This window comes from Halanaerobium sp. ST460_2HS_T2 (assembly GCF_003337665.1).
GTDB classification, from domain to species: Bacteria; Bacillota; Halanaerobiia; order Halanaerobiales; family Halanaerobiaceae; genus Halanaerobium; species Halanaerobium kushneri.
In genome coordinates this window covers 18,477-37,646 of sequence record NZ_QPJF01000010.1, presented here as the reverse complement: position 1 = coordinate 37,646, position 19,170 = coordinate 18,477, and the positions used below count along the sequence as shown (strand labels likewise).

The 19,170-nt window shown below is 38.6% G+C and carries 16 protein-coding genes; 1 reads left to right on the top strand and 15 read right to left on the bottom strand.

The genetic code is table 11. From position 1 onward, the window contains the following. Positions 1-6: 6 nt before the first annotated feature. The 15 genes from sdaAB to DFR80_RS06195 all read right to left on the bottom strand — a co-directional run bounded on the left by sdaAB (position 7) and on the right by DFR80_RS06195 (position 17,236). Positions 7-669, bottom strand: a complete 663-nt coding sequence (sdaAB, locus tag DFR80_RS06265; RefSeq protein WP_084566201.1) for an L-serine ammonia-lyase, iron-sulfur-dependent subunit beta — start codon at positions 667-669, stop codon at positions 7-9. 42 nt (positions 670-711) lie between these two features. Continuing rightward, the gene (locus DFR80_RS06260; RefSeq protein ID WP_114489484.1) at positions 712-1,944 is read right to left on the bottom strand and encodes a S41 family peptidase; all 1,233 of its coding nucleotides are present in this window, start codon (positions 1,942-1,944) and stop codon (positions 712-714) included. Between the two features lie 57 nt (positions 1,945-2,001). Next, positions 2,002-2,844, bottom strand: coding sequence for a YitT family protein (locus tag DFR80_RS06255; protein WP_114489483.1), 843 nt, complete (start codon positions 2,842-2,844; stop codon positions 2,002-2,004). Positions 2,845-2,898: 54 nt separating this feature from the next. Then, positions 2,899-3,639: a WecB/TagA/CpsF family glycosyltransferase gene (locus DFR80_RS06250; RefSeq protein ID WP_114489482.1), complete on the bottom strand. Its 741-nt coding sequence runs from the start codon at positions 3,637-3,639 to the stop codon at positions 2,899-2,901. Next, on the bottom strand, positions 3,627-4,697 hold the full coding sequence (gene csaB / locus DFR80_RS06245; RefSeq protein WP_114489481.1) for a polysaccharide pyruvyl transferase CsaB: 1,071 nt from the start codon (positions 4,695-4,697) through the stop codon (positions 3,627-3,629). Before csaB ends, DFR80_RS06250 begins: the two co-directional genes overlap by 13 nt. Beyond that, positions 4,697-6,649 (bottom strand): DUF5693 family protein, encoded by a 1,953-nt coding sequence (locus DFR80_RS06240; RefSeq protein WP_114489480.1) that lies wholly within the window; start codon positions 6,647-6,649, stop codon positions 4,697-4,699. The genes csaB and DFR80_RS06240 overlap by 1 nt, the downstream gene beginning before the upstream one ends. 90 nt (positions 6,650-6,739) lie before the next feature. Then, positions 6,740-7,838, bottom strand: a protein-coding gene (prfB, locus tag DFR80_RS06235; protein ID WP_199505789.1) for a peptide chain release factor 2 whose coding sequence is annotated in 2 segments (ribosomal slippage) — positions 6,740-7,768 and positions 7,770-7,838 — 1,098 coding nt in all. Because the reading frame shifts where the segments join, the coding sequence is not laid out codon by codon here. A gap of 5 nt (positions 7,839-7,843) precedes the next feature. Then, on the bottom strand, positions 7,844-10,411 hold the full coding sequence (secA, locus tag DFR80_RS06230; protein WP_114489479.1) for a preprotein translocase subunit SecA: 2,568 nt from the start codon (positions 10,409-10,411) through the stop codon (positions 7,844-7,846). A gap of 279 nt (positions 10,412-10,690) precedes the next feature. Then, positions 10,691-11,275 carry a ribosome hibernation-promoting factor, HPF/YfiA family gene (gene hpf / locus DFR80_RS06225; protein ID WP_076545712.1) on the bottom strand — a complete coding sequence of 195 codons (585 nt, stop codon included), beginning with the start codon at positions 11,273-11,275 and terminating at the stop codon, positions 10,691-10,693. A gap of 177 nt (positions 11,276-11,452) precedes the next feature. Next, positions 11,453-12,199, bottom strand: a complete 747-nt coding sequence (locus DFR80_RS06220; RefSeq protein WP_114489478.1) for a ComF family protein — start codon at positions 12,197-12,199, stop codon at positions 11,453-11,455. A gap of 2 nt (positions 12,200-12,201) precedes the next feature. After that, complete coding sequence (sigH, locus tag DFR80_RS06215; RefSeq protein ID WP_076545710.1) at positions 12,202-12,828, bottom strand: RNA polymerase sporulation sigma factor SigH; 627 nt, start codon at positions 12,826-12,828, stop codon at positions 12,202-12,204. Positions 12,829-12,954: 126 nt separating this feature from the next. Next, positions 12,955-13,440, bottom strand: coding sequence for a D-glycero-beta-D-manno-heptose 1-phosphate adenylyltransferase (rfaE2, locus tag DFR80_RS06210; protein WP_076545709.1), 486 nt, complete (start codon positions 13,438-13,440; stop codon positions 12,955-12,957). After that, positions 13,430-14,440 carry a bifunctional heptose 7-phosphate kinase/heptose 1-phosphate adenyltransferase gene (locus DFR80_RS06205; RefSeq protein ID WP_114489477.1) on the bottom strand — a complete coding sequence of 337 codons (1,011 nt, stop codon included), beginning with the start codon at positions 14,438-14,440 and terminating at the stop codon, positions 13,430-13,432. The genes rfaE2 and DFR80_RS06205 overlap by 11 nt, the downstream gene beginning before the upstream one ends. A gap of 9 nt (positions 14,441-14,449) precedes the next feature. Continuing rightward, positions 14,450-14,977 carry a hypothetical protein gene (locus DFR80_RS06200; RefSeq protein WP_076545707.1) on the bottom strand — a complete coding sequence of 176 codons (528 nt, stop codon included), beginning with the start codon at positions 14,975-14,977 and terminating at the stop codon, positions 14,450-14,452. A gap of 90 nt (positions 14,978-15,067) precedes the next feature. Further along, a complete protein-coding gene (locus tag DFR80_RS06195) occupies positions 15,068-17,236 on the bottom strand; it encodes a phosphodiester glycosidase family protein (RefSeq protein WP_114489516.1) in 2,169 nt (722 codons plus the stop codon). 293 nt (positions 17,237-17,529) lie between these two features. Between DFR80_RS06195 and DFR80_RS06190 the strand changes: the two genes are divergently transcribed. Beyond that, positions 17,530-19,167 (top strand): radical SAM protein, encoded by a 1,638-nt coding sequence (locus tag DFR80_RS06190; protein ID WP_114489476.1) that lies wholly within the window; start codon positions 17,530-17,532, stop codon positions 19,165-19,167. Positions 19,168-19,170 lie beyond the last annotated feature (3 nt).

Below are 19,170 nucleotides of genomic sequence, written 5' to 3'. Positions count from 1 at the left end.
TCCACCTCATATCCGCGGTAAATATCGCACCTGAATTATGTCTTCACTATTTTCTAGATGTTTGATTACATATTCATTTGGCTTATGGTCCATTTCAATAATACAGGAGCCAATATCACCCTTTCGATTTCTATAAACCTGCATAAAGGCAATATTAATCTTATAACTGCCTAAAATTGAAGTAATAATTCCAACTTCTCCCGGCCGATCATGGTGTAGAATCCAGAGAGTAGGCATTCTGCCGGTTAATTCAACAGGACTGCCGTTTATTTCTGTAACTTTAATTCGGCCTCCACCAATGGAAGAAGCTACAATTTCCAGCTTCTTATTATTTTCTTTATTATATAACTCAATCTTTGCAGTATTGGGATGCACCTCTCGCAGCTTAACTTCTTCCAGAGAAAATTCCATCCCCTGCTTATCCGCCAGCTCAAAAGAACCACGCAGCCGCTCGTCATCAGGCAAAAATCCAAGTAACCCACCAATTATTGCCCGATCAGTTCCGTGACCGACTGCAGTATCTGCAAAAGAACCGTGCAGCTTAACCACTGCCCGGTCAATTTTATCTGCAAATAAAAGTCTGGCCATTCTACCAATTCTGGCGGCTCCAGCAGTATGAGAGCTGGAGGGACCGATCATAGCCGGTCCCATAATCTCAAAAATACTCATTTTTTTCAGCTCCTAAATATCAATAATTTATCCCGATCGTTTTTACTCTCCTGCAGCCTTTTTATCCTGAAATTCACGCACAAAGATCATATTTTCCATCTCATCTATTGCCCGCTCCAGCTGATTATCACTACCATCTTCCTGAGCTGCCTCAATATCCAGCTCTACTTTTACGTCAGGCTTAATTCCTTTTTCATGAATATAGTTGCCATCAGGAGTATAATAGCGAGCAGTAGTTAAACTGACTGCAGAACCATCCTTAAGCGGTACAACTGATTGTACAACTCCTTTACCAAAAGTTGTTGTTCCAATTAACTTACCGCGATCATAATCTTTGATAGCCCCTGAAACAATTTCGGAGGCACTGGCAGAACCCTTATTAATTAAAATAATTAACGGAATTTCAGTATTCGAATTAATATCCTGATTTACTTTCAGTATTCTTTCTGTCTCATCCTTCTGTCTGACAGAAACTACAACTCCTTCTTCTAAAAATACTGAAGAAACATTTACAGCCTCATTCAGCAGACCCCCGGGATTATTTCTTAAATCAAGAATAATACCTCGAGCTCCCTGTTCTTTTAAATCAGTCACAGCAGTTTCTACTTTTGTACCTACATTCTCAATAAACTGGGCCAGACTAATATAGCCAATCTCATCAGTTTTCATTTCAGTTTCAACATAGGGCACTTCTATATCTTCGCGAGTAATTTTAACCTCAAATGGATCTTCATCTCCTCGATCAATAGTCAGAGTAACATCTGTGCCTTCTTCTCCGCGCATCAAATCTACTGCCTTCATCTGTGACATCTCAGCTGTCTCCTGACCATCAATTGCAGTAATGATATCTCCAGATCTCAGACCTGCTCTCTCTCCGGGAGTATTTTTTATCGGAGAAACTATTGTTAATTTATTATCTCTCATTGTAATTACAATTCCAATTCCACCATAATGACCCTCATATTCCTGCTGCATTTCCTCATATTCCGAAGGAGACATAAAATAAGAATATCGATCAACCTTATTTAGCATTCCATCAATGGCACCTTCAATCAGTGTTTCAAATTTTACATCCTCAACATAATAATTCTGCAGCAGAAACATTACATCCTGAAAAGCATCAGCCTTGGTGTAATTTTCATCCTGCTGAGGCTCCTGTGGAAGCTGTTTGTCCACTGCACTATCCTGTGCAGAAACTGCAAAAGTAAATAATAATAAAAATGTTATGGCTATCAGCCAGACCTTATGTTTAAATTTATCTCTAATTATTTTCATTAAATTCGCCACCCGCTTTCTTAAATTAATAAATTAAAATATGATATACTAAATCAGCTAATGAACTATTTCAGTAAAACCTTCGCCCAGAACTTCATGAACATTACTAATAATAACAAAAGCTTCCTGATCGATTTGGGACACTGCCTTTTTTAGCTCTGAAACCTCGGAACGTGAAATTATACAGAGCAGAACTCGCTTGCGATCACCGGTATAACCACCCTTAGCCTCAAATTCAGTTATCCCTCTATTTAAATCGTTAACAACCATCTGATTAATCTTTTCAGCTTTATCGGAGATAATTAACACACCTTTTTTAAAGTTTAAACCCTCCTGCACAACATCAATAGTTTGAGAAGTAATAAAAATAGTAACGGCTGCATAGAGTGCAACTTCAAGATTAAAAAAGATTCCGGCCAGAGCAACTACAACTCCATCTGCAATTAAAAGTCCTTCTCCAACTGTGATCCCCGTAAAATAATTGATCAGGGAGGCTATTAAATCAGTACCTCCTGTAGTACCGCGGGATCTAAAAACTATTCCCAGACCTACTCCTCCAACTACCCCACCATAAATTGAAGCCAGCAAAAGATCATCAGTCAGAGCCGTCATATGAGGCTGCAGCAGATCAGTAAAAACAGAAAGCGAAACAATCCCATAAATAGTTCTAATCCCAAAACTCATCCCCATAATCTTAATGCCAGCCAGAAAAAGTGGAATATTAATAACCAGCATGGTTATACCAATCGGAAAAGATGTCAGATAATAAATGACGGTTGCCAGTCCACTGACCCCTCCGGCAGCAATTTTGTTGGGAACCAGAAAAACTGTTAAAGCCAGTGCAATCAAAAATGAACCAGCTGTAATTCCAAGATAATCGATAAAAATTCTTTTTTTCAAGCTATCTCCCCCTCTTATACTTAGCTCCCTGTGCAAATTTAGTTTTTTATTTAATTAGTCCAGCTTAAAGTATTTAGATTTAATTACAAGGTAAATAAATCGCGGCAGAGACAACATTCTCCCAAATCGAGATGGCTCCTGCAGCAATCGATAAAACCACTCCAGGGCAGCCTTCTGCATCCAGAGCGGAGCTCTTTCAACCTCACCGGCCAGCACATCAAAACTGCCGCCAACTGTAATCGCAGCTCCTACATTTAAATTCTCCAAATTATTAGCCAAAAATTTTTCCTGCAGAGGAACACCCATCCCGACCAGCAGCAGATCAACATCTTTTTCATTTATTTCTGCAATCACCTGCTGCTGATTTTCTCGATCTAAATAGCCGTGATGGTAACCGCTAATATTTAAATCAGGAAAATCTCTTTTTAAATTTGCTGTCGCCCGGTCAACAATTCCTGGCTTACCACCCAAAAAATAAAAGTTAATATTTTCTGCAGCCAGTTCTTTAAATAATAAGCTTATCAGATCAAAACCGGCCACTCTCTCTTCCAGTGGATCACCTAAAATTTTGGAAGCAATAACAACCCCAATCCCGTCAGCAGTTGCCAGATCAGCTGAATTTAAAATTTCCGCCAGCTTTTGATCTTCAATGGCCAGGGCCAGCATCTCCGAATTTGGAGTTACTACTAAAGAAGGGCTGCTGTGATCAAAAGTTAGTTCTTTTACCCTCTCAACTGCCTGCCGCATATTGAGTTTATCTATATTTATATCCAGTATTTTAATCAGCTCTCGCAAGAGTCAACCTCCTTTAGAACCAGTTCGGCAAATTCTTCTGCCTCTGCTTTTTTGAGCTTCAAAAATTCTTTGATTTTTTTGCGCAGACTGTAACGTTCAGCAAAAATAGATTCCAGCTTTTCCAACACCTGAGAAGACTCTAAGTTTTCGAGCTTCATTAACGGCAGGTAATCTAGTTCCGTCATTAGTCCCTCAATTTTGGGGTCATAACTTAAAGCCAGCACCGGAATCTGATTTAAAAGCGCAAAAATCAAACTGTGGAGACGAACTCCAACAAATAAATCAAGCTGAGAAAAAGATTTTAAAGCTTTTTCCGGAATCAAAGAAAGCTCCTTAATTTCTGTTTCAGCCTCCAGCTTCTTTTTAAGCTGAAGTGAAATTTTTTCATCTGAACCCTGGTGCATTGGGAAAATATTAAATTTTACCCTCTTCCCCCGGGCAAATTGATTTAAAGCATCAGCAAGTTCAGATATATAATCAACCGACCAGGGGCGCACCGAAATTCCAACTTCGATTTGTCCTTTAATCTGCTGTCTCAGATTGTTAATAGGATCAAAAAGAGCAAATACTGGGTCAACTGTTAGTTCAATCTCATTTTTAACTCCGATCTCTCTCAGCAGCTTTTTAGAAGTCTGATCTCTGACGCCAAGCAGTTCAAATCTATTTAACGTCAGAGCAGTTAAATACTGACTCCACTTTTTATCAAGTGGACCTGCACCCTGAGCATAATAAACTGTTTTTACTCCCTGTATTCTGGCCAGCCAGCAAAGCCCCAGATAATAAGGAACCGAAAAATTTCCAGTCACATCCTGCAGCAGACTGCCACCACCACTAATAAAAAGATCCGCTTCAGCCAGAGCAGCCAGAATCTGAATAATCGAATTTCGATTTACAGCATTAAGTTTGTATCGTTCAGAAGTTTTTGCAGGTTCTGCTGAAAGAACAGTAATTTTCAGATCTTCGTTTTTTGCTTTTAAAAGTGAAGTTATTCCAGCCAGTACAGCTTCATCACCAAGATTATTAAAACCATAATAGCCCGAAATCACGATTTTCTTCATTATTTAACCCCAACCAGATAGTATTTTTTATATAAGTTAGTAAAGAGCTTATAGACAAGAATAAAAACTGCAGCAACTGCAAAACTCAACCAGTAAGCATGAAAAGTTCTAAGCAGTGAGATCAGCACTGGTGTATGCAGGTGTGAAAAAGTATTGACTATAGTTATAACACCTACTGAAGCCAGCATTAACAGCGGATAAAAATAAAGCTCTTTTCTTTTTTGAACACTCAAATACAGTGAGAAAATAAATAACGGATGACCTATTAAAAACTCTTTAAAACGAGGTCTCACATAAAGAATTTTCTCCAGCAGACTGCGAATAGTTAATTCCCAGGCTGGCACAGGCAGCAGAGGAAAATTACCTGTTCTACCAATGTAAATAACTGCAATTAAAGCCAAACCTCCTGCCAGAATAATATGTTTAACCTTAATTACACTTTCCAGAAGCTGAGGTATTTTATGACGTAAATCCTTTGAGCCAGGCTGGAAAAGATAATAAAGTGATATTATAATCAGAGGCATTAAAAAAGCAACTTTTACACCTCTAAAATCATTGATTTTAAAGATAAATTCACTGCTATTTAAAACAGCGCTAACTAATATTCCTCCGACCAGTGCTGTCAAAACAGCAGCAGTAAAATTAAAGAATAGAAAAGCCAGTTTTAAACCACCTTCCAGATTTTCCCCTCCCTGCTTTTTTTCCAGCAGAAAAACGATCACTGCCAGCGATGGAAAAATCACAGCTGAGCCCAGTGCAGTTATTTGTCGCAGCAAAATTTCCCTGCCTGAACTTAAGAATAGAAATCCAACAACAGCAGCTGTTGGCAGCAGGAGAATCATTAGTTTTTCGTATTTAAAAGCAGTAAAATAATTGAGGAGTAAAATTCCGGCAGCTGTTACTCCAAGCAATATCAACAGTACATCCCAGCCTGAATTACTAAAATAGGGCGCTGTTTCTGCACTCCCCGGTAGATAACCTTCCTTTTTGAGGCTGGAAGTTAACTCCCCAAGCAGTGTCAGATTTTTTTCTTTCAGTTGATCACCTTTAAGATAAGGTTTGTGATAAAGAATCTTTACATTTCTTTCTCTGACTGAGAGCAAATAACGATTTATAATTTCCTGATTATCTGCCTTTTCAACTTCTTCCTGCTGCATACTATGAGTCCGCAGCAGCTGAAAATCATTTAACTTAGCCAGTTTTTCAGCTCCAGCCTGAGCAGCAATAAAAGCTTCAATATTACCAAAAATCAGATTGTGCTCCTGCATTAAAGCAGCCGTTTGATCAAGCCTGTCAGGATAACCGGTAACCTCTTCTCCATCAAAAATCAAATAATCTGCTTTTAATAACTCAAGGTTATTTTTCAGGGCAGATAGCGCATTTAATTTATTATTACTTCTAAAAGCAATTTTTAAATCATTTGCTTTTGCCTCCTTAAACTGGCTTTCGTTATAACCAAGATTAATATCTTCGAGGTTCTTGTGCCAGCTGGGAAAATAAAGAAAATTATAAGTACCAGTTTTAATAGTCCTGGCTGCATAATCTGCCTTTAATTCTGGTGCCAGTTTATTGATCTGCTGCCACAGTGAGTCACTAAAAACAGCAAAAAGAGCTGAATTTTCAAGTTCTGAAATTTCAATCCGGCTGGAGGCCAGTTCAGCTTTTAATTGCTCACCACCCAGAATAATATCCAGTGCTTCAATTCTTTTTAAAGCCCCTCTCTCAACAAAGTCTTCCAGACTCTGTTGATAAATAGCCAGACCTGTAACCCCACTTTCTTTTAACTGCCGAAGATCAAGTTCTGGTTCCAGAGACTTTAATTCTGTATAAGCTTCTCCATCCATTATTACTTCTATACCTGGATTTTGATCAACTTTGTTAATTCTTGCATTCAGTGTCCAGGCAGCTGCAATAAAAGTTATTAAAATAACTCCAATCAATATTTTTTTCAACAAAATTCACCTTTTCCTCTAAAATAATTAATTACAGAACTCATAAAAAGGAGCGCCTATTTATCCCCGCAGGTTTTATTGTGCTAAAATTTATTGAGCGCTCTGATATTTTAAATAAGCCCCTATAAATTCATCAAGATAACCGTCCATTACTTTATCTACATTACCTTCTTCAAAATCAGTTCGGTGATCTTTAATCATGTTATAAGGATGAAAAACATAGGATCTGATCTGGCTCCCCCAGGCAATCTCCTTATGTTCACCGCTTAACTCATCAATTTTTTCTGCCTGAGCCTCTTCTTTTAATTCCAGCAATTTGGCAGTTAAAATCTTCATTGCTGTTTCTTTATTTTTATGCTGTGATCTTTCATTCTGACACTGGACTACCACACCTGTAGGCTGATGGGTAATTCTTACAGCAGAATCAGTTTTATTGACATGCTGCCCGCCAGCTCCACTGGCCCGATAAGTATCAATCTTCAAATCACTTTCGTCAATATCAACCTCAATATCATCATCAATCTCCGGCATTACATCAACCGAAGCAAAAGAAGTATGCCTGCGGCCAGAGGAATCAAAAGGAGAAATTCTGACCAGACGATGCACCCCTCGTTCACCCTTTAAATAACCAAATGCATAATCTCCTTCGATCATCAGCGTCACACTCTTAATTCCGGCTTCATCACCTGGATTAAAATCCAGAGTTTGAAGCTGATAACCATTTGCTTCTGCCCAGCGGCTGTACATTCTAAGCAGCATCTGAGCCCAGTCCTGAGATTCAGTTCCACCTGCTCCCGGATGAATAGATAAAATAGCATTGTGATCATCATAAGGCTCATTTAATCTCAGTTTCAACTCAAGTTTTTCAAGTTCCTTTTCCAGTTCAGTGAGAGTTACTTTAAGTTCACTCTCCAGACTTTCGTCTTCTTCAGCAGCAAGTTCAAGATAAACTTCAGCCTCTTCAAATTTTTCTTCCAGGCTCTTGATCACTTTAAGACGTTTTTTAATCCAGTCCAGTTTCTGCGATTTTTTACGAGCATTTTCTTTATCATCCCAGAATCCACCTGCTGACATCTCAGATTCTATATCTTTTTTATCCTGCAGTAATTTTTCCCGGTCAAAGTAAATCACTCAATTCCTTAAATCTCTGTTTTAATTCTGAAAATTTGTCCTTAAAACTATTATTCATTTAAATCATCTCCCACAACATTTTTTATATTTTTTACCACTACCACAGGGGCAGGGATCATTACGCCCAGGTTCTTCTTCTTTTACAACAGTTGCCTGACCAACACTGCCATCACCAGCTGTTGATCTATCATTTCCCTTTGATTTCCCCTCTAGAGCTGACTGAGGTGAAGAATAGTTTAACTGACGCTGATTAATTTCCTGTCTCGGAATATTTTCTCTTTCTTCAACTTCAACTTTAAAGGCAGTCTCAACTATATCTTCCCGGATAGAAGCAGTTAGCTCATTAAACATATCAAAGGATTCGAATTTATATTCTGTTAGAGGATCTTTCTGACCATAAGCTCTTAAACCTATTCCCTGGCGAAGCTCATCCATATTATCCAGATGAGTCATCCACTTGCGGTCAATTACTCTTAAAGCTAAAAATTTAATTATTTTATTAAATCTCTCTGAATCTATTTTTTCTCGCTTCTGCTGGTAAGCTCCCAGCGAACTTAAAGTTATTTTCTCTTTAATTTCATTTCTCTCCAGGCTGTCTAAATCTGCTGCTTCTAACTCACTGGCCAGTCCAATTCCATGCAGATATTCAAACATTCCAGCTAAATCCCACTCATCTGGATGGAGATCCTCAGACATAAACATCTCGATTACATCATCCAAAAGCTGTTCCATCATTCCAGCTATTTTTGCTTCCAATTCGGCTGTAGTTAAAAGTGTGCGGCGCTGATCGTAAATAACCTCCCGCTGTTTATTTAAGATATCATCATATTCTAGAATTGCTTTTCTGATATCAAAATTGCGGCTCTCTACTTTCTGTTGAGCCCGCTCAATTGAGTTAGAAATCATTTTATGTTCAACTGGCTGATCCTCATCAACACCCAATTTATCGAGAATACCGTTGATCTTATCAGAACCAAAAAGTCTTAAAAGATCATCTTCCAGTGAAACATAAAATTGGGAAGAACCTGGATCTCCCTGACGTCCAGAACGGCCGCGAAGCTGATTGTCTATCCGGCGGCTCTCATGGCGTTCTGTACCCAGCACATGCAAACCGCCAAGTTCTTTGACACCTTCTCCTAAAACAATATCTGTACCACGACCGGCCATATTGGTTGCAATTGTTACACTTTTTTTCTGTCCGGCATCCTTAATTATATCTGCTTCCCGTTCATGGTTTTTCGCATTTAAAACCTCATGCGGTACATTTTCTCTTTTTAACTGGCGGCTTAACATCTCCGAATTTTCAATATCTGCTGTACCAACCAGCACCGGCTGACCGGTTTTATATAAATCTTTAATTTCATTAATAACTGCCTTATATTTAGCCTCTTTATTGGTAAAAACTAAATCCGGCATATCATCCCTGATCATCGGCTCATTTGTAGGCACAACTACTACGGGCATATCATAAATTTTTATAAATTCTTCCTCTTCAGTCTCAGCAGTACCTGTCATTCCAGCCAGTTTATTATACATTCTAAAAAAGTTTTGCAAAGTAATTTTGGCAAAGGTCTGACTTCCTTTCTGGACCTCTACTCCTTCTTTAGCCTCAATAGCCTGATGCAGCCCTTCACTGTAGCGTCGGCCTTCCATTACTCGACCGGTAAATTCGTCCACAATTTTTACGGCACCATCTTTAACTATATAGTCTCTATCCTTTTTCATTAAAGTATGAGCTTTTAAGGCCTGATTTAATTGATGATTGAGTTTAAAATTTTCTTCTGAATAAAGGTTGTCCACATTCAACTTGCTTTCAGCCTTTTTTACTCCTGATTCAGTCAGAGTTACCAGTTTGTTTTTTTCATCTATTTCAAAGTCTTCCTCACGTTTTAAGGCTGGAATAACTCGATTAAATTTACGGTAATCCGAACTTTTTTCCTGAACCGGCCCCGAAATAATCAGCGGTGTCCGGGCTTCATCAATTAGTATACTGTCGACCTCATCTAAAATTGCATAATGATGCTCTCGCTGAACCAGATCCTCTTCCTTATAGGCCATATTATCTCTCAGATAATCAAAGCCAAACTCGTTGTTGGTACCATAGGTAATATCACAGTTATAAGCTTCTCTTCTCTCACCAGGAGACATTCCACTTAAAATTACTCCCACAGACATCCCTAAAAAACGATAAATCTGGCCCATCCACTCACTATCTCTTTCGGCCAGATAGTCATTAACTGTTACTACATGTACCCCCTGTCCACTCAGAGCATTAAGATAAACAGGTAGGGTTGCAGCCAGCGTTTTTCCTTCCCCGGTCTTCATTTCTGCTATTTTCCCCTGATGAAGAACAATTCCTCCAATCAGCTGAACATCATAGTGACGAAAACCAGCTTCAGTTGCTCTCTGAGAAGCTTCTCTTACAACAGCAAAAGCCTCCGGTAAAAGCTCATCCAGACTTTCTCCCTCCTGATATCTATTTTTAAACTCTGCAGTCTTCGCTTTTAAATTCTGATCGCTCAACGCCTGCATTTCAGGTTCAAGAGCATTAATTTTTTCTACAATCGGTTCCAATTTTTCCAGTTCTTTTTCGTTTGGATCTTTAAATAAGTTCTTGAGGAACTCAAACATTTATCTTCCTCCCTAAATTTGACGATTAAAAAATTTTCAATCGTATTATAATAATATAATTCCATTTACAAATCTAATGCATTCCTGCTATCTCAATCAAAGTAATTATATCATCTTAAACCCTAAAACACAATTAAAGGCAGATTAGATTATTGATTAATCCCCGATCAAAAGATCTATTTTCTTATTTATAGTGAATTATTTCTCATAATGGTATAAAAAAAGGGAGCCCGCCAGGGCATCCCTCTTAATTCAATCTTATCTAATACTATTATTAGCTTAACCAAATGTCGGCTCAATCAAGCCATAATTTCCATCGTTTCGCTTATAAACCACATTGGTTTCTTCTGTATCAGCATTATGGAAAACAAAGAAGTCATGATCTAAGAGGTCCATCTGCATACAGGCCTCTTCTACATTCATCGGCTTCATTGGAAAACGCTTGGTCCTCACAACCTGCGGCTCAAATACATCAGTATCAATATTTTCTTCCTCATTACCTAACTGATGATTTAAGACCTGTTCTTTGCGCTTCTCCTTATATTCTTCTTTGTATTCCTGTTTCTTCTCAATATATCTATCGTGAATCTTAGTTTTATATTTTCTAACCTGGCGCTCAAGTTTATCCATTACACCATCGATAGAAGCATACATATCACCGGAAGCTTCCTCACCTCTAAGGATAAGACCCTTAACAAAGGCTGTAACTTCGACAATATGTCTTTCTTTTTCTACTTCCATGGAGATCTGAACTTCCATCGGTTCTCCATTGAAATACTTCTCCAGCTTCTCTACCTTCTCCTCTGCGTGCTTCTTTAGAGCCGGGGTAACATCAATGTTTTTACCATAGGTCATAATTTTCATGAAGCTCACTCCTCTCATACAACTATTATTATTATTATATTTTGCTTTTCTCTGTATATTATATTATTCTACAAAGTGAAAATAATTCCTGCCTTAAAAAATAATTATTAAAAATCTTAATTTAATTTTAATCTAAATAGTTTTAATTTAAGTTCAGAAAGAAGCGTAATTCAAAAACTAGTCTAACTTAACCGGTACTGAAGCTGCTGTCAGCACATAAACATTTTTGGCACCCATCTCTTTTAAAACAAAATGCGAAATCTCAGAAGAAGTGGTACCTGTTGTAATTATATCGTCAATAATCAAAATGTTTTTGTTCTCAAAAATAGCGGGATCAATCTTATCTTTTAACTCAAAAGCTCCCTCCAGCTCCAGTTTTCTTGCCTTCTTGGTCAAAGTATAAAGTGGGAGTGAATTTTTAACTCGAAAAAGCACATCCTTATATTCGACTTTTATTTTTTTGGAAAGCTCTTTTGCCAGTCTGGCAGCCTGATTATAACCGCGATATGTTTTGCGGTCACCATGCATTGGTACTGGAATTAAAAAATCTATATCCCGATCTTTAAAATATTCATCATAATAGAGAAATAACATCTGCGAAAATGGCTCAGCCAGATCTGGCCGGTGACCATATTTATATTCCAAAAGTACTTCTCTGGCATAACCTGAATAAGTGAAAACACTGCGGGCATAATTGTAAGGCGGTCTTTCTTCCTTACATTCCGGACAGGGCTGCCCTTCAATTAAGGTTGCCGGAACAACCTCTCTTCCACAGACCGGGCAGGCATCTGTAATAAAAGAAAAACGGGCCAGACAGCGGTCACAAACCCCTTCTATTTCGGAATGATCATATCTGCGACCACAGGCAAGACAGACAGGTTTTTCAGGATAAACCAAATCTTTTAAAATATCCAGTACTTTCAATTTTAATTAACAACTCCTTTGAGGTTGTAATGTTCACGCAGATCATCAATTTTCTTTCTGGCCCTCTGCAGAGCATTGTCAACCGTTTTGACATTAATATCAAGATCTTCGGATATTTCCTGATAGGATTTACTATCCAGATAAAGCATAAACACATTCCATTCAAGATCTGTTAATTCTTCCGAGAGTTCGTCAATAATTGTAGTTAAAGTTTCCTGACAGATAAATTTCTTTTCTAGATTTTCTCCTTCATCTGGTAAAATTTCATTAAAAGTTCTTCCCGTTTCATTGCCATAGTCCAGGCTTTTATCAAGAGAAGCAGAGGTATTTAAAGGCATGTGTTTCTGGCGATTTGCCTTTTTTATAGCAGAAACCAGCTGTCTGTGTACACAAAGCTGAGAAAAACCTCGAAAAGAAGCTCCTTTATCTTCTTTAAAATCCCGGATTGCTTTGTACAGTCCAACTCGTCCCTCCTGAATAACATCATCCCGATCCAGACCCTTGATAAAAAAGAATCTGGCCTTAGCATAGACTATATCCATATTTTGATCTATTAGATATTCTATTGCAAAGTCATTTCCAGCCTGGGCCATCTCTATAATCTCTTCTTCTTCCTTCTCTTTAAACAAGAATATCCCCCCATCCTGGTCTCAGTTTTCCCTCAAAAACTCATCAAATCCTGAAATGAAATACCCAATTCCAGCATTGTCACTCCTAAAAGTAAGAGGGTCAGCAGAATAAGAATTTGAAGTTGACTATTTTTCATCTTTAATCTGCCTTATCTTTTTAATTAAATTTGTTGTTGATTTTCCCTTAACCTCGGTAATTAAAACTATTTTTCCACCATAACTGTAAACTGTCTCCGCCTCAGGTAGATCTTCAATTCTGTAATCTCCACCTTTAACATAAACCTGTGGTTTAATCTGCTCCAGTAAGTTAGTGGCATCAGCTTCCGAAAAGAGTATTAGATAATCGACCATTTCCAGAGCAGCCAGCATTTCGAGTCTGTCAGCCTCCGGCATCAGAGGACGTGTTTTCCCTTTCAGCTTTCTAACTGAACTGTCACTATTTACAGCCAGCACCAGCTTATCACCCAGAGAAGCAGCTTTTTTCAAATAGCGAATATGACCAACATGCAGGATATCAAAGCAACCATTTGTAAAAACAATTAATTCTCCCGCCTCTTTTCGGGCATCAATTTCTTTTTTCAAAGCATCGAGGTCCATAATTTTAGCTGTCATTTTTATTCACTTCCCTGATTAATTCGGCGCCTGTAACTGAAGCAACTCCACTTTTGCGGACAACAATCCCGGCAGCATAATTGGCAATTCTAATCGCAATCTCTGCCGGTGCACCTGCCGCCAGGGCCAGAACCAGTGTACCAACCACGGTATCTCCAGCACCTGTTACATCAAAAACTTCACTAAAATTAGCAGCGGCAATATGCTCTATTTTATCTCCGGGTGCAAAAAGAGTCATTCCATCTCCACCCTGAGTTATAAGTAGATATTTTAATTCCAGCTTTCTCCTCATTTCTAGACCAGCTTTTTCTACTTCAGCCTGAGATCTCAGTTCCCTGCCATAAATAGCAGAGGCTTCTTCTAAATTAGGAGTTGCAATTACAGCTCCTTTAAACTGATTTAACTGATAACGGCTGTCTACAGCTGACTCTTTTCCGGCAGCAGCGGCAGCTTCTACAAACTGAGCCGTACTATTCTGATTAAAAATTCCGTTTCCGTAATCCGAAAAAAGAATCGCATCACTGCTGGCGATATTTTCCTTAAGGTAAGAATTTAATTTCTGCTGAAGCTGAGTACTGATATCAAAACTCTTAACTTTATCAACCCTTACCACCTGCTGGCGAACAATCTGCTCACCACCGGCCAGAATCCTTGTTTTCTCAGCAGTCGGCCTGCTTCTGTCCTTAAAGACTCCTGCAGTTAAAATCTGCCGTTCTTCAAGCTCTTCAATCAGAGCTTCTGCTGCCAGATCCTCTCCTACAACACCAAGCAGATCAACCTCTGCTCCCAGGCTGGCAATATTGGCAGCTGCATTGGCTCCACCACCAGGCAGAATTTTCTCCTGCTGATGTTTTAAAATCAGAACCGGTGCCTCGCGAGAAAGCCTTTCTGGATCAGCGATAATAAACTTATCAGCTATTAAATCTCCCAGAACCATTATTCTTTTTTCGCTAAATTTATTTATATATTTTATTAATTCCTCTGAACTATAGTTTCCCATCTCAGCCCCCTACATTTTATAGGTCAGACCAAAATTTATAACTCGATTGCTGAGATCCCAGTACTGATTACCAATACTTATCTCCAAATCACTGCGGGGACCAATATTATATCTGGCACCACCTCTGTAATAACTGTGATCAGTTAAGTCCTCATCAACAAAGTAATAGGTCTGCCAGAAAAAGTTTAGATCCTTATTTAAAGTTGCAGCCGAAATTCCTACCCCTTTACCAAAGTCTTGAGCATCAACTTTGTCTGTCAGCATCAGATGCAGATCCATTTTAAACTCAGGCTGGGAAATCATATTCAAACCAATATCTGCACCAATATGAAAATCGTCTCCATCAAAAGCGAGGTTCAGCTTCCCCTGATGGCCACCATTAAGAATAAACTTTGGCTCTAACTGCAGGGTGTCAATCTCCATTGAATCACCTGAAATAAGGTAATTTACCTCTTTCAGTTCAGCTGCATTAACTGCTGTAAAAACTGTAAAAATTAAGCTTACTGTAATCATTAATATCATTATTTTTTTAGTCATTTTATCTCTCCTCTAGTGTAATTTTATTATATATTAGATAAAGCTATATTTAAAATTATTTCTGCAAAAGTTACTTTCCAATGCAGAGCTTTAATCTTCGCGATTAACTATGACTCCATTCGAAATCAAACGATCTGCACTGGGACGATTCATTGTAAAACCTCTGATCACCATTCTGGCTGAGGCACCACCATCAAGATTCATAGCTTCAACAGCACCCAGCTCTCTTAAAATTTTAGCTGTTTCTTCTAAACTCATTCCAATGCTCAATTTTTCCTGTCTACCATCAATAGTCAGCATCAAAAGATGATTATCCGCTGTTAATCCAAGTGCTGTTCTCGGCGCTCTACCATTTAAAATGTCAGGTTGAAATTTTTCTTGCTTACCTGTAATTTTTATTTCTCCATTTTTCAATAGACGCGGGCCACCACCGACAGCATAAATAATATTCTTCTCTTCTAAATCAGGCGAAAACTTGTTATTAATCTTTACCCTCTGGTTCTTTAATTCGGGTGTTAAATATATCAAATCTCTTCTTTCGGAACCAACCCGGACCACAAATCCATCCGGGGGAATTGGAGTTTCAGCTCCTGGCTCAGTTTCTGTACCCAAAATTTTTCCCGAACGAATAACAAGATCATAATAGCCCTTACTTAAGGCCGGCATTCGAGCCCCATAATAACTGTTAAAAACAACTGCTTCATCAGCATGAACTGACCTGTTAACACCATTTATTTTAAAGCTTCTGGAAAGATCAGTTATTAACAGTTCTCCCTCCCAGTCTACCTGAGCAAAAGAAAGTTCTTTGTCCTGAGCAATTAAAAGTGCAGTTCGTTGATAAAGCGGTTCACTGACCAGAGTTCCATCAAGATAAAGCAGCCCCAGCGGTCTGCCGCTGTAATGAAAATAGCCTCCATTAACACCAGCCAGAGCAGAATGATCACGAATGATATCACCAAGATCTTCCCTTCCCGGTACAACTCCCTGAGCCAGCACTGGCTTTAAATTAAGTTCATCAACTGAGAGGTCATAATCAACAACCGTAATTACTCGGGGTCCGGCCCAGCTCTTTTGCCTGATTTCCTTAAAATTAAGTCCCCGGTTAATACGAGCAGTAAATTTAAGCTCACTATCTATAAGTTCTGTCAGTTCCGCAATTTCCGCTCGATCATAATAATATTCTATAATCTCCTGAAAATTATAATCTGCCTGAGCCAGGGGAACAATACCAGCTCTGGGACTGTTAATTTCTTTTAAAGAAAAATCACTATTATAATAAAACTCCTTATCCCTGGTAAGTACCTGGCCTGAAGTCGCTGCTACAGCTTCTTTAAACACCGGACTCAAACGACCAAAGGCTAGCTTATTAAAGTTTTCCAGGCGTGCACCCTGAACTTCCAACTGATAGAGCAGTGAAGTCCTATAAAGAATAGACTGGGCCTTTAGTGCCTCCACCGGAGCACCTGCATTAAAAGAACTCTGCAGCAGATAAGCTGTCATCTCCTCCAGATTAGTTTTATAGCTGAATAAGACTGAATTTCCAATCGGTCCAAATTGAAACTCTCCCTGCATTTTTCTATCTTCAACCTTAAACTGACCCCTGATCTTAAAAACATGAGCCGCTCGTATTTTCTCACCAGCATCATTATAGAAATTAAGCCCTTCTCCAACTTCCTGATTGTAGGGCTGAACCTGCTGATTTTCTGCTTTTTGCTGAGGGTCAGTATCCTGATTCTTAATCTTAATCTCTCTTATCCAGCCATTATAGCCGGCTTGCTGCAATTTTTGCTGAAATGCTTCTGCCTGTTCGCGCTCGTTAAAGGCTCCAGCCAGAACTTTAAAAAGCCCCTCTTCTTCTTTTACAATTATCTGTTCCTCAAAATCTATTTCTACCTGGTTTTTAAACTGACTGGCATTTTCAGCGGTAGAACTGGCCATTATCTGAACTCCCCAGCCACTTTTTAATTCAGGCTGCTGCAGGTTGATCTCTCCCTGAGTTATGTAATACTCTTTGCCAGCTTCCAACTTCAGATTTTCAGCTCCTGCTGCTATTAGAACTGTATCTTTCTCAGCCCGCAGGCTGATCTCAGCTGTTGGAGAAAAAATAGGTACTGTTATCTGATGGTTGGACTGGATAAAATCAATTAATCCGGATTGATAATACTCTGCAGAAACAGGAAACGCCAGCAAAAGCAATATAATTAGAGCAAAACCAAAAATTTTTAAAACAAATGAATTTAATTTAATCACAATTTTCATCTCCATTTATTATTATCCGATTTTCAATAATCCGTATAAATCCAAAACTTTTCCGAGAGATCTTTTTTCCCTACTTATATATATTTAATCTCAAAGCCGCAAATCCTGCCTGGATTTTTGATTTATTCAGGTATTTTTCCTCGGGTTAAGCTTTATGTTATAATAAAGTCAAAGAAACTGTTAAAAATCACTTATCAAGATTACATAAAACTAAAGTTGAGACATTAAAAAGCTCTTTTAAACTCTTTTTAAGAGCTTAAAACAGCAAATTAATAGTGAGAAAGGACCTAACCATGAAAAATAACCAGTTAAAAATCACAGTAATAGATGGATATTTAGATGAACCCTCCTGCCTCGGAGTTCCACCTTATATTTCTCCTCATATCCGCTATCTCTGGGGTGCTCTCCTGGAAGCAGGCGTGCGAGACGATAATCTTAACTACCTGACCATTGACAGCCTAAGAGAAAATAAAGATTTAGAACTAAAAAAAATGGAAACCGCAGACATAGTAATTATGATTGCCGGAACCACAGTTCCCGGACATTATCTCGGGGGACAGCCAGCTACAGCGGCAGAAATTAAAGAAATAGGCAAAAAAGTTTTTTATCCCACCAAAGTTCTGGGGGGGCCAATCACCTTAATTGAAAACATGAAAGAAAAATTTAAAGATAATTTTGATATTATAGCAGCGGAAATCGCTGCAGTAGATATTTTTAAAAGGCTGACCCAAACAGAAATTTTACCAGCTGAAATTGACAAGTATATAAACAAATTTGCCTTAAGCGGCAGTCATTTACTCAAAAGACACCCCAATTATCCAAAAATAATTGCCGAACTGGAAACTTTTCGAGGCTGTCCCCGGAGCAGCCACTGTGCTTTCTGCAGTGAACGCCTAAAGAATTTAACTTACAGCCGCAGCCCGGAAAATATTGCCGCAGAAGTTAAGGCTCTGGCTGAAGTAGGTATTCATCACTACCGCCTTGGAAGCCAGACAGATCTACTGCTCTATGGGGCTCAGCTGAAAAATGAAAATTTTATTTTAAACCCAGATCAGATCAAGGAACTCTATCAGGGCATTCGCAGAGCGGATCCTGATCTCAAAGTGCTGCATATGGATAATATGAACCCGGCTGAAATTGCCCGCAATCCAGAAAAATCAGCTCAAATTATAGAAACCATTGCTAAATATAACACTCCCGGTGATACAGCAGCCTTTGGGCTGGAATCAGCCGACCCAGAAGTCTTAAAGAAAAATAATATAGACAGCAGCAGTAAGGATAATTATTTTGCCATTAAACTAATGAATGAAATTGGCGGCAGAAGAGAAAACGGCATCCCCAAACTGCTTCCAGGTCTCAATTTTCTCCACGGCCTGATTGGAGAAAGCCGAAAAACTCTTAATTATAATTATCAGTTCTTAAAAAAATTACTGACTGATAATTTAATGCTCAGAAGAATTAATATCAGACAGGTTGTCCGCCTGGGCAGTTATCCTGAAGTTAAGTACTCCCAGGGTGAATTCAAAAAATACAAACAAAAAATAAATAAAGAAATTAATCAGCAAATGCTAAAAAAAGTATTTCCGGCAGGTGTTGTTTTAACTGACCTCTATTCCGAAAAGAAAAAGGGCAGTCTCAACTACTGCAGACAGCTGGGTACCTACCCGATACTAACAGCAGTCATCGATCAAAATGACAATTTTTTTCAAAAAGTAAAAGTTGTTGATCACGGTTATCGCTCAATTACAGCTCTCAAATGGCCCAAAAAATTTAATGATTATAGTAAAAAAGAATTGGAAGCTATCCCGGGAATCGGAAGCAAAAGAGCTTCCCGACTAATACTGGAAAAACCAGCAGATATTAAAGAATTATCTGCTCTACTGGGGCCAGATTTTGATCAGAAAACTCTTTCCCATTTTTTTCAATTCTAAATA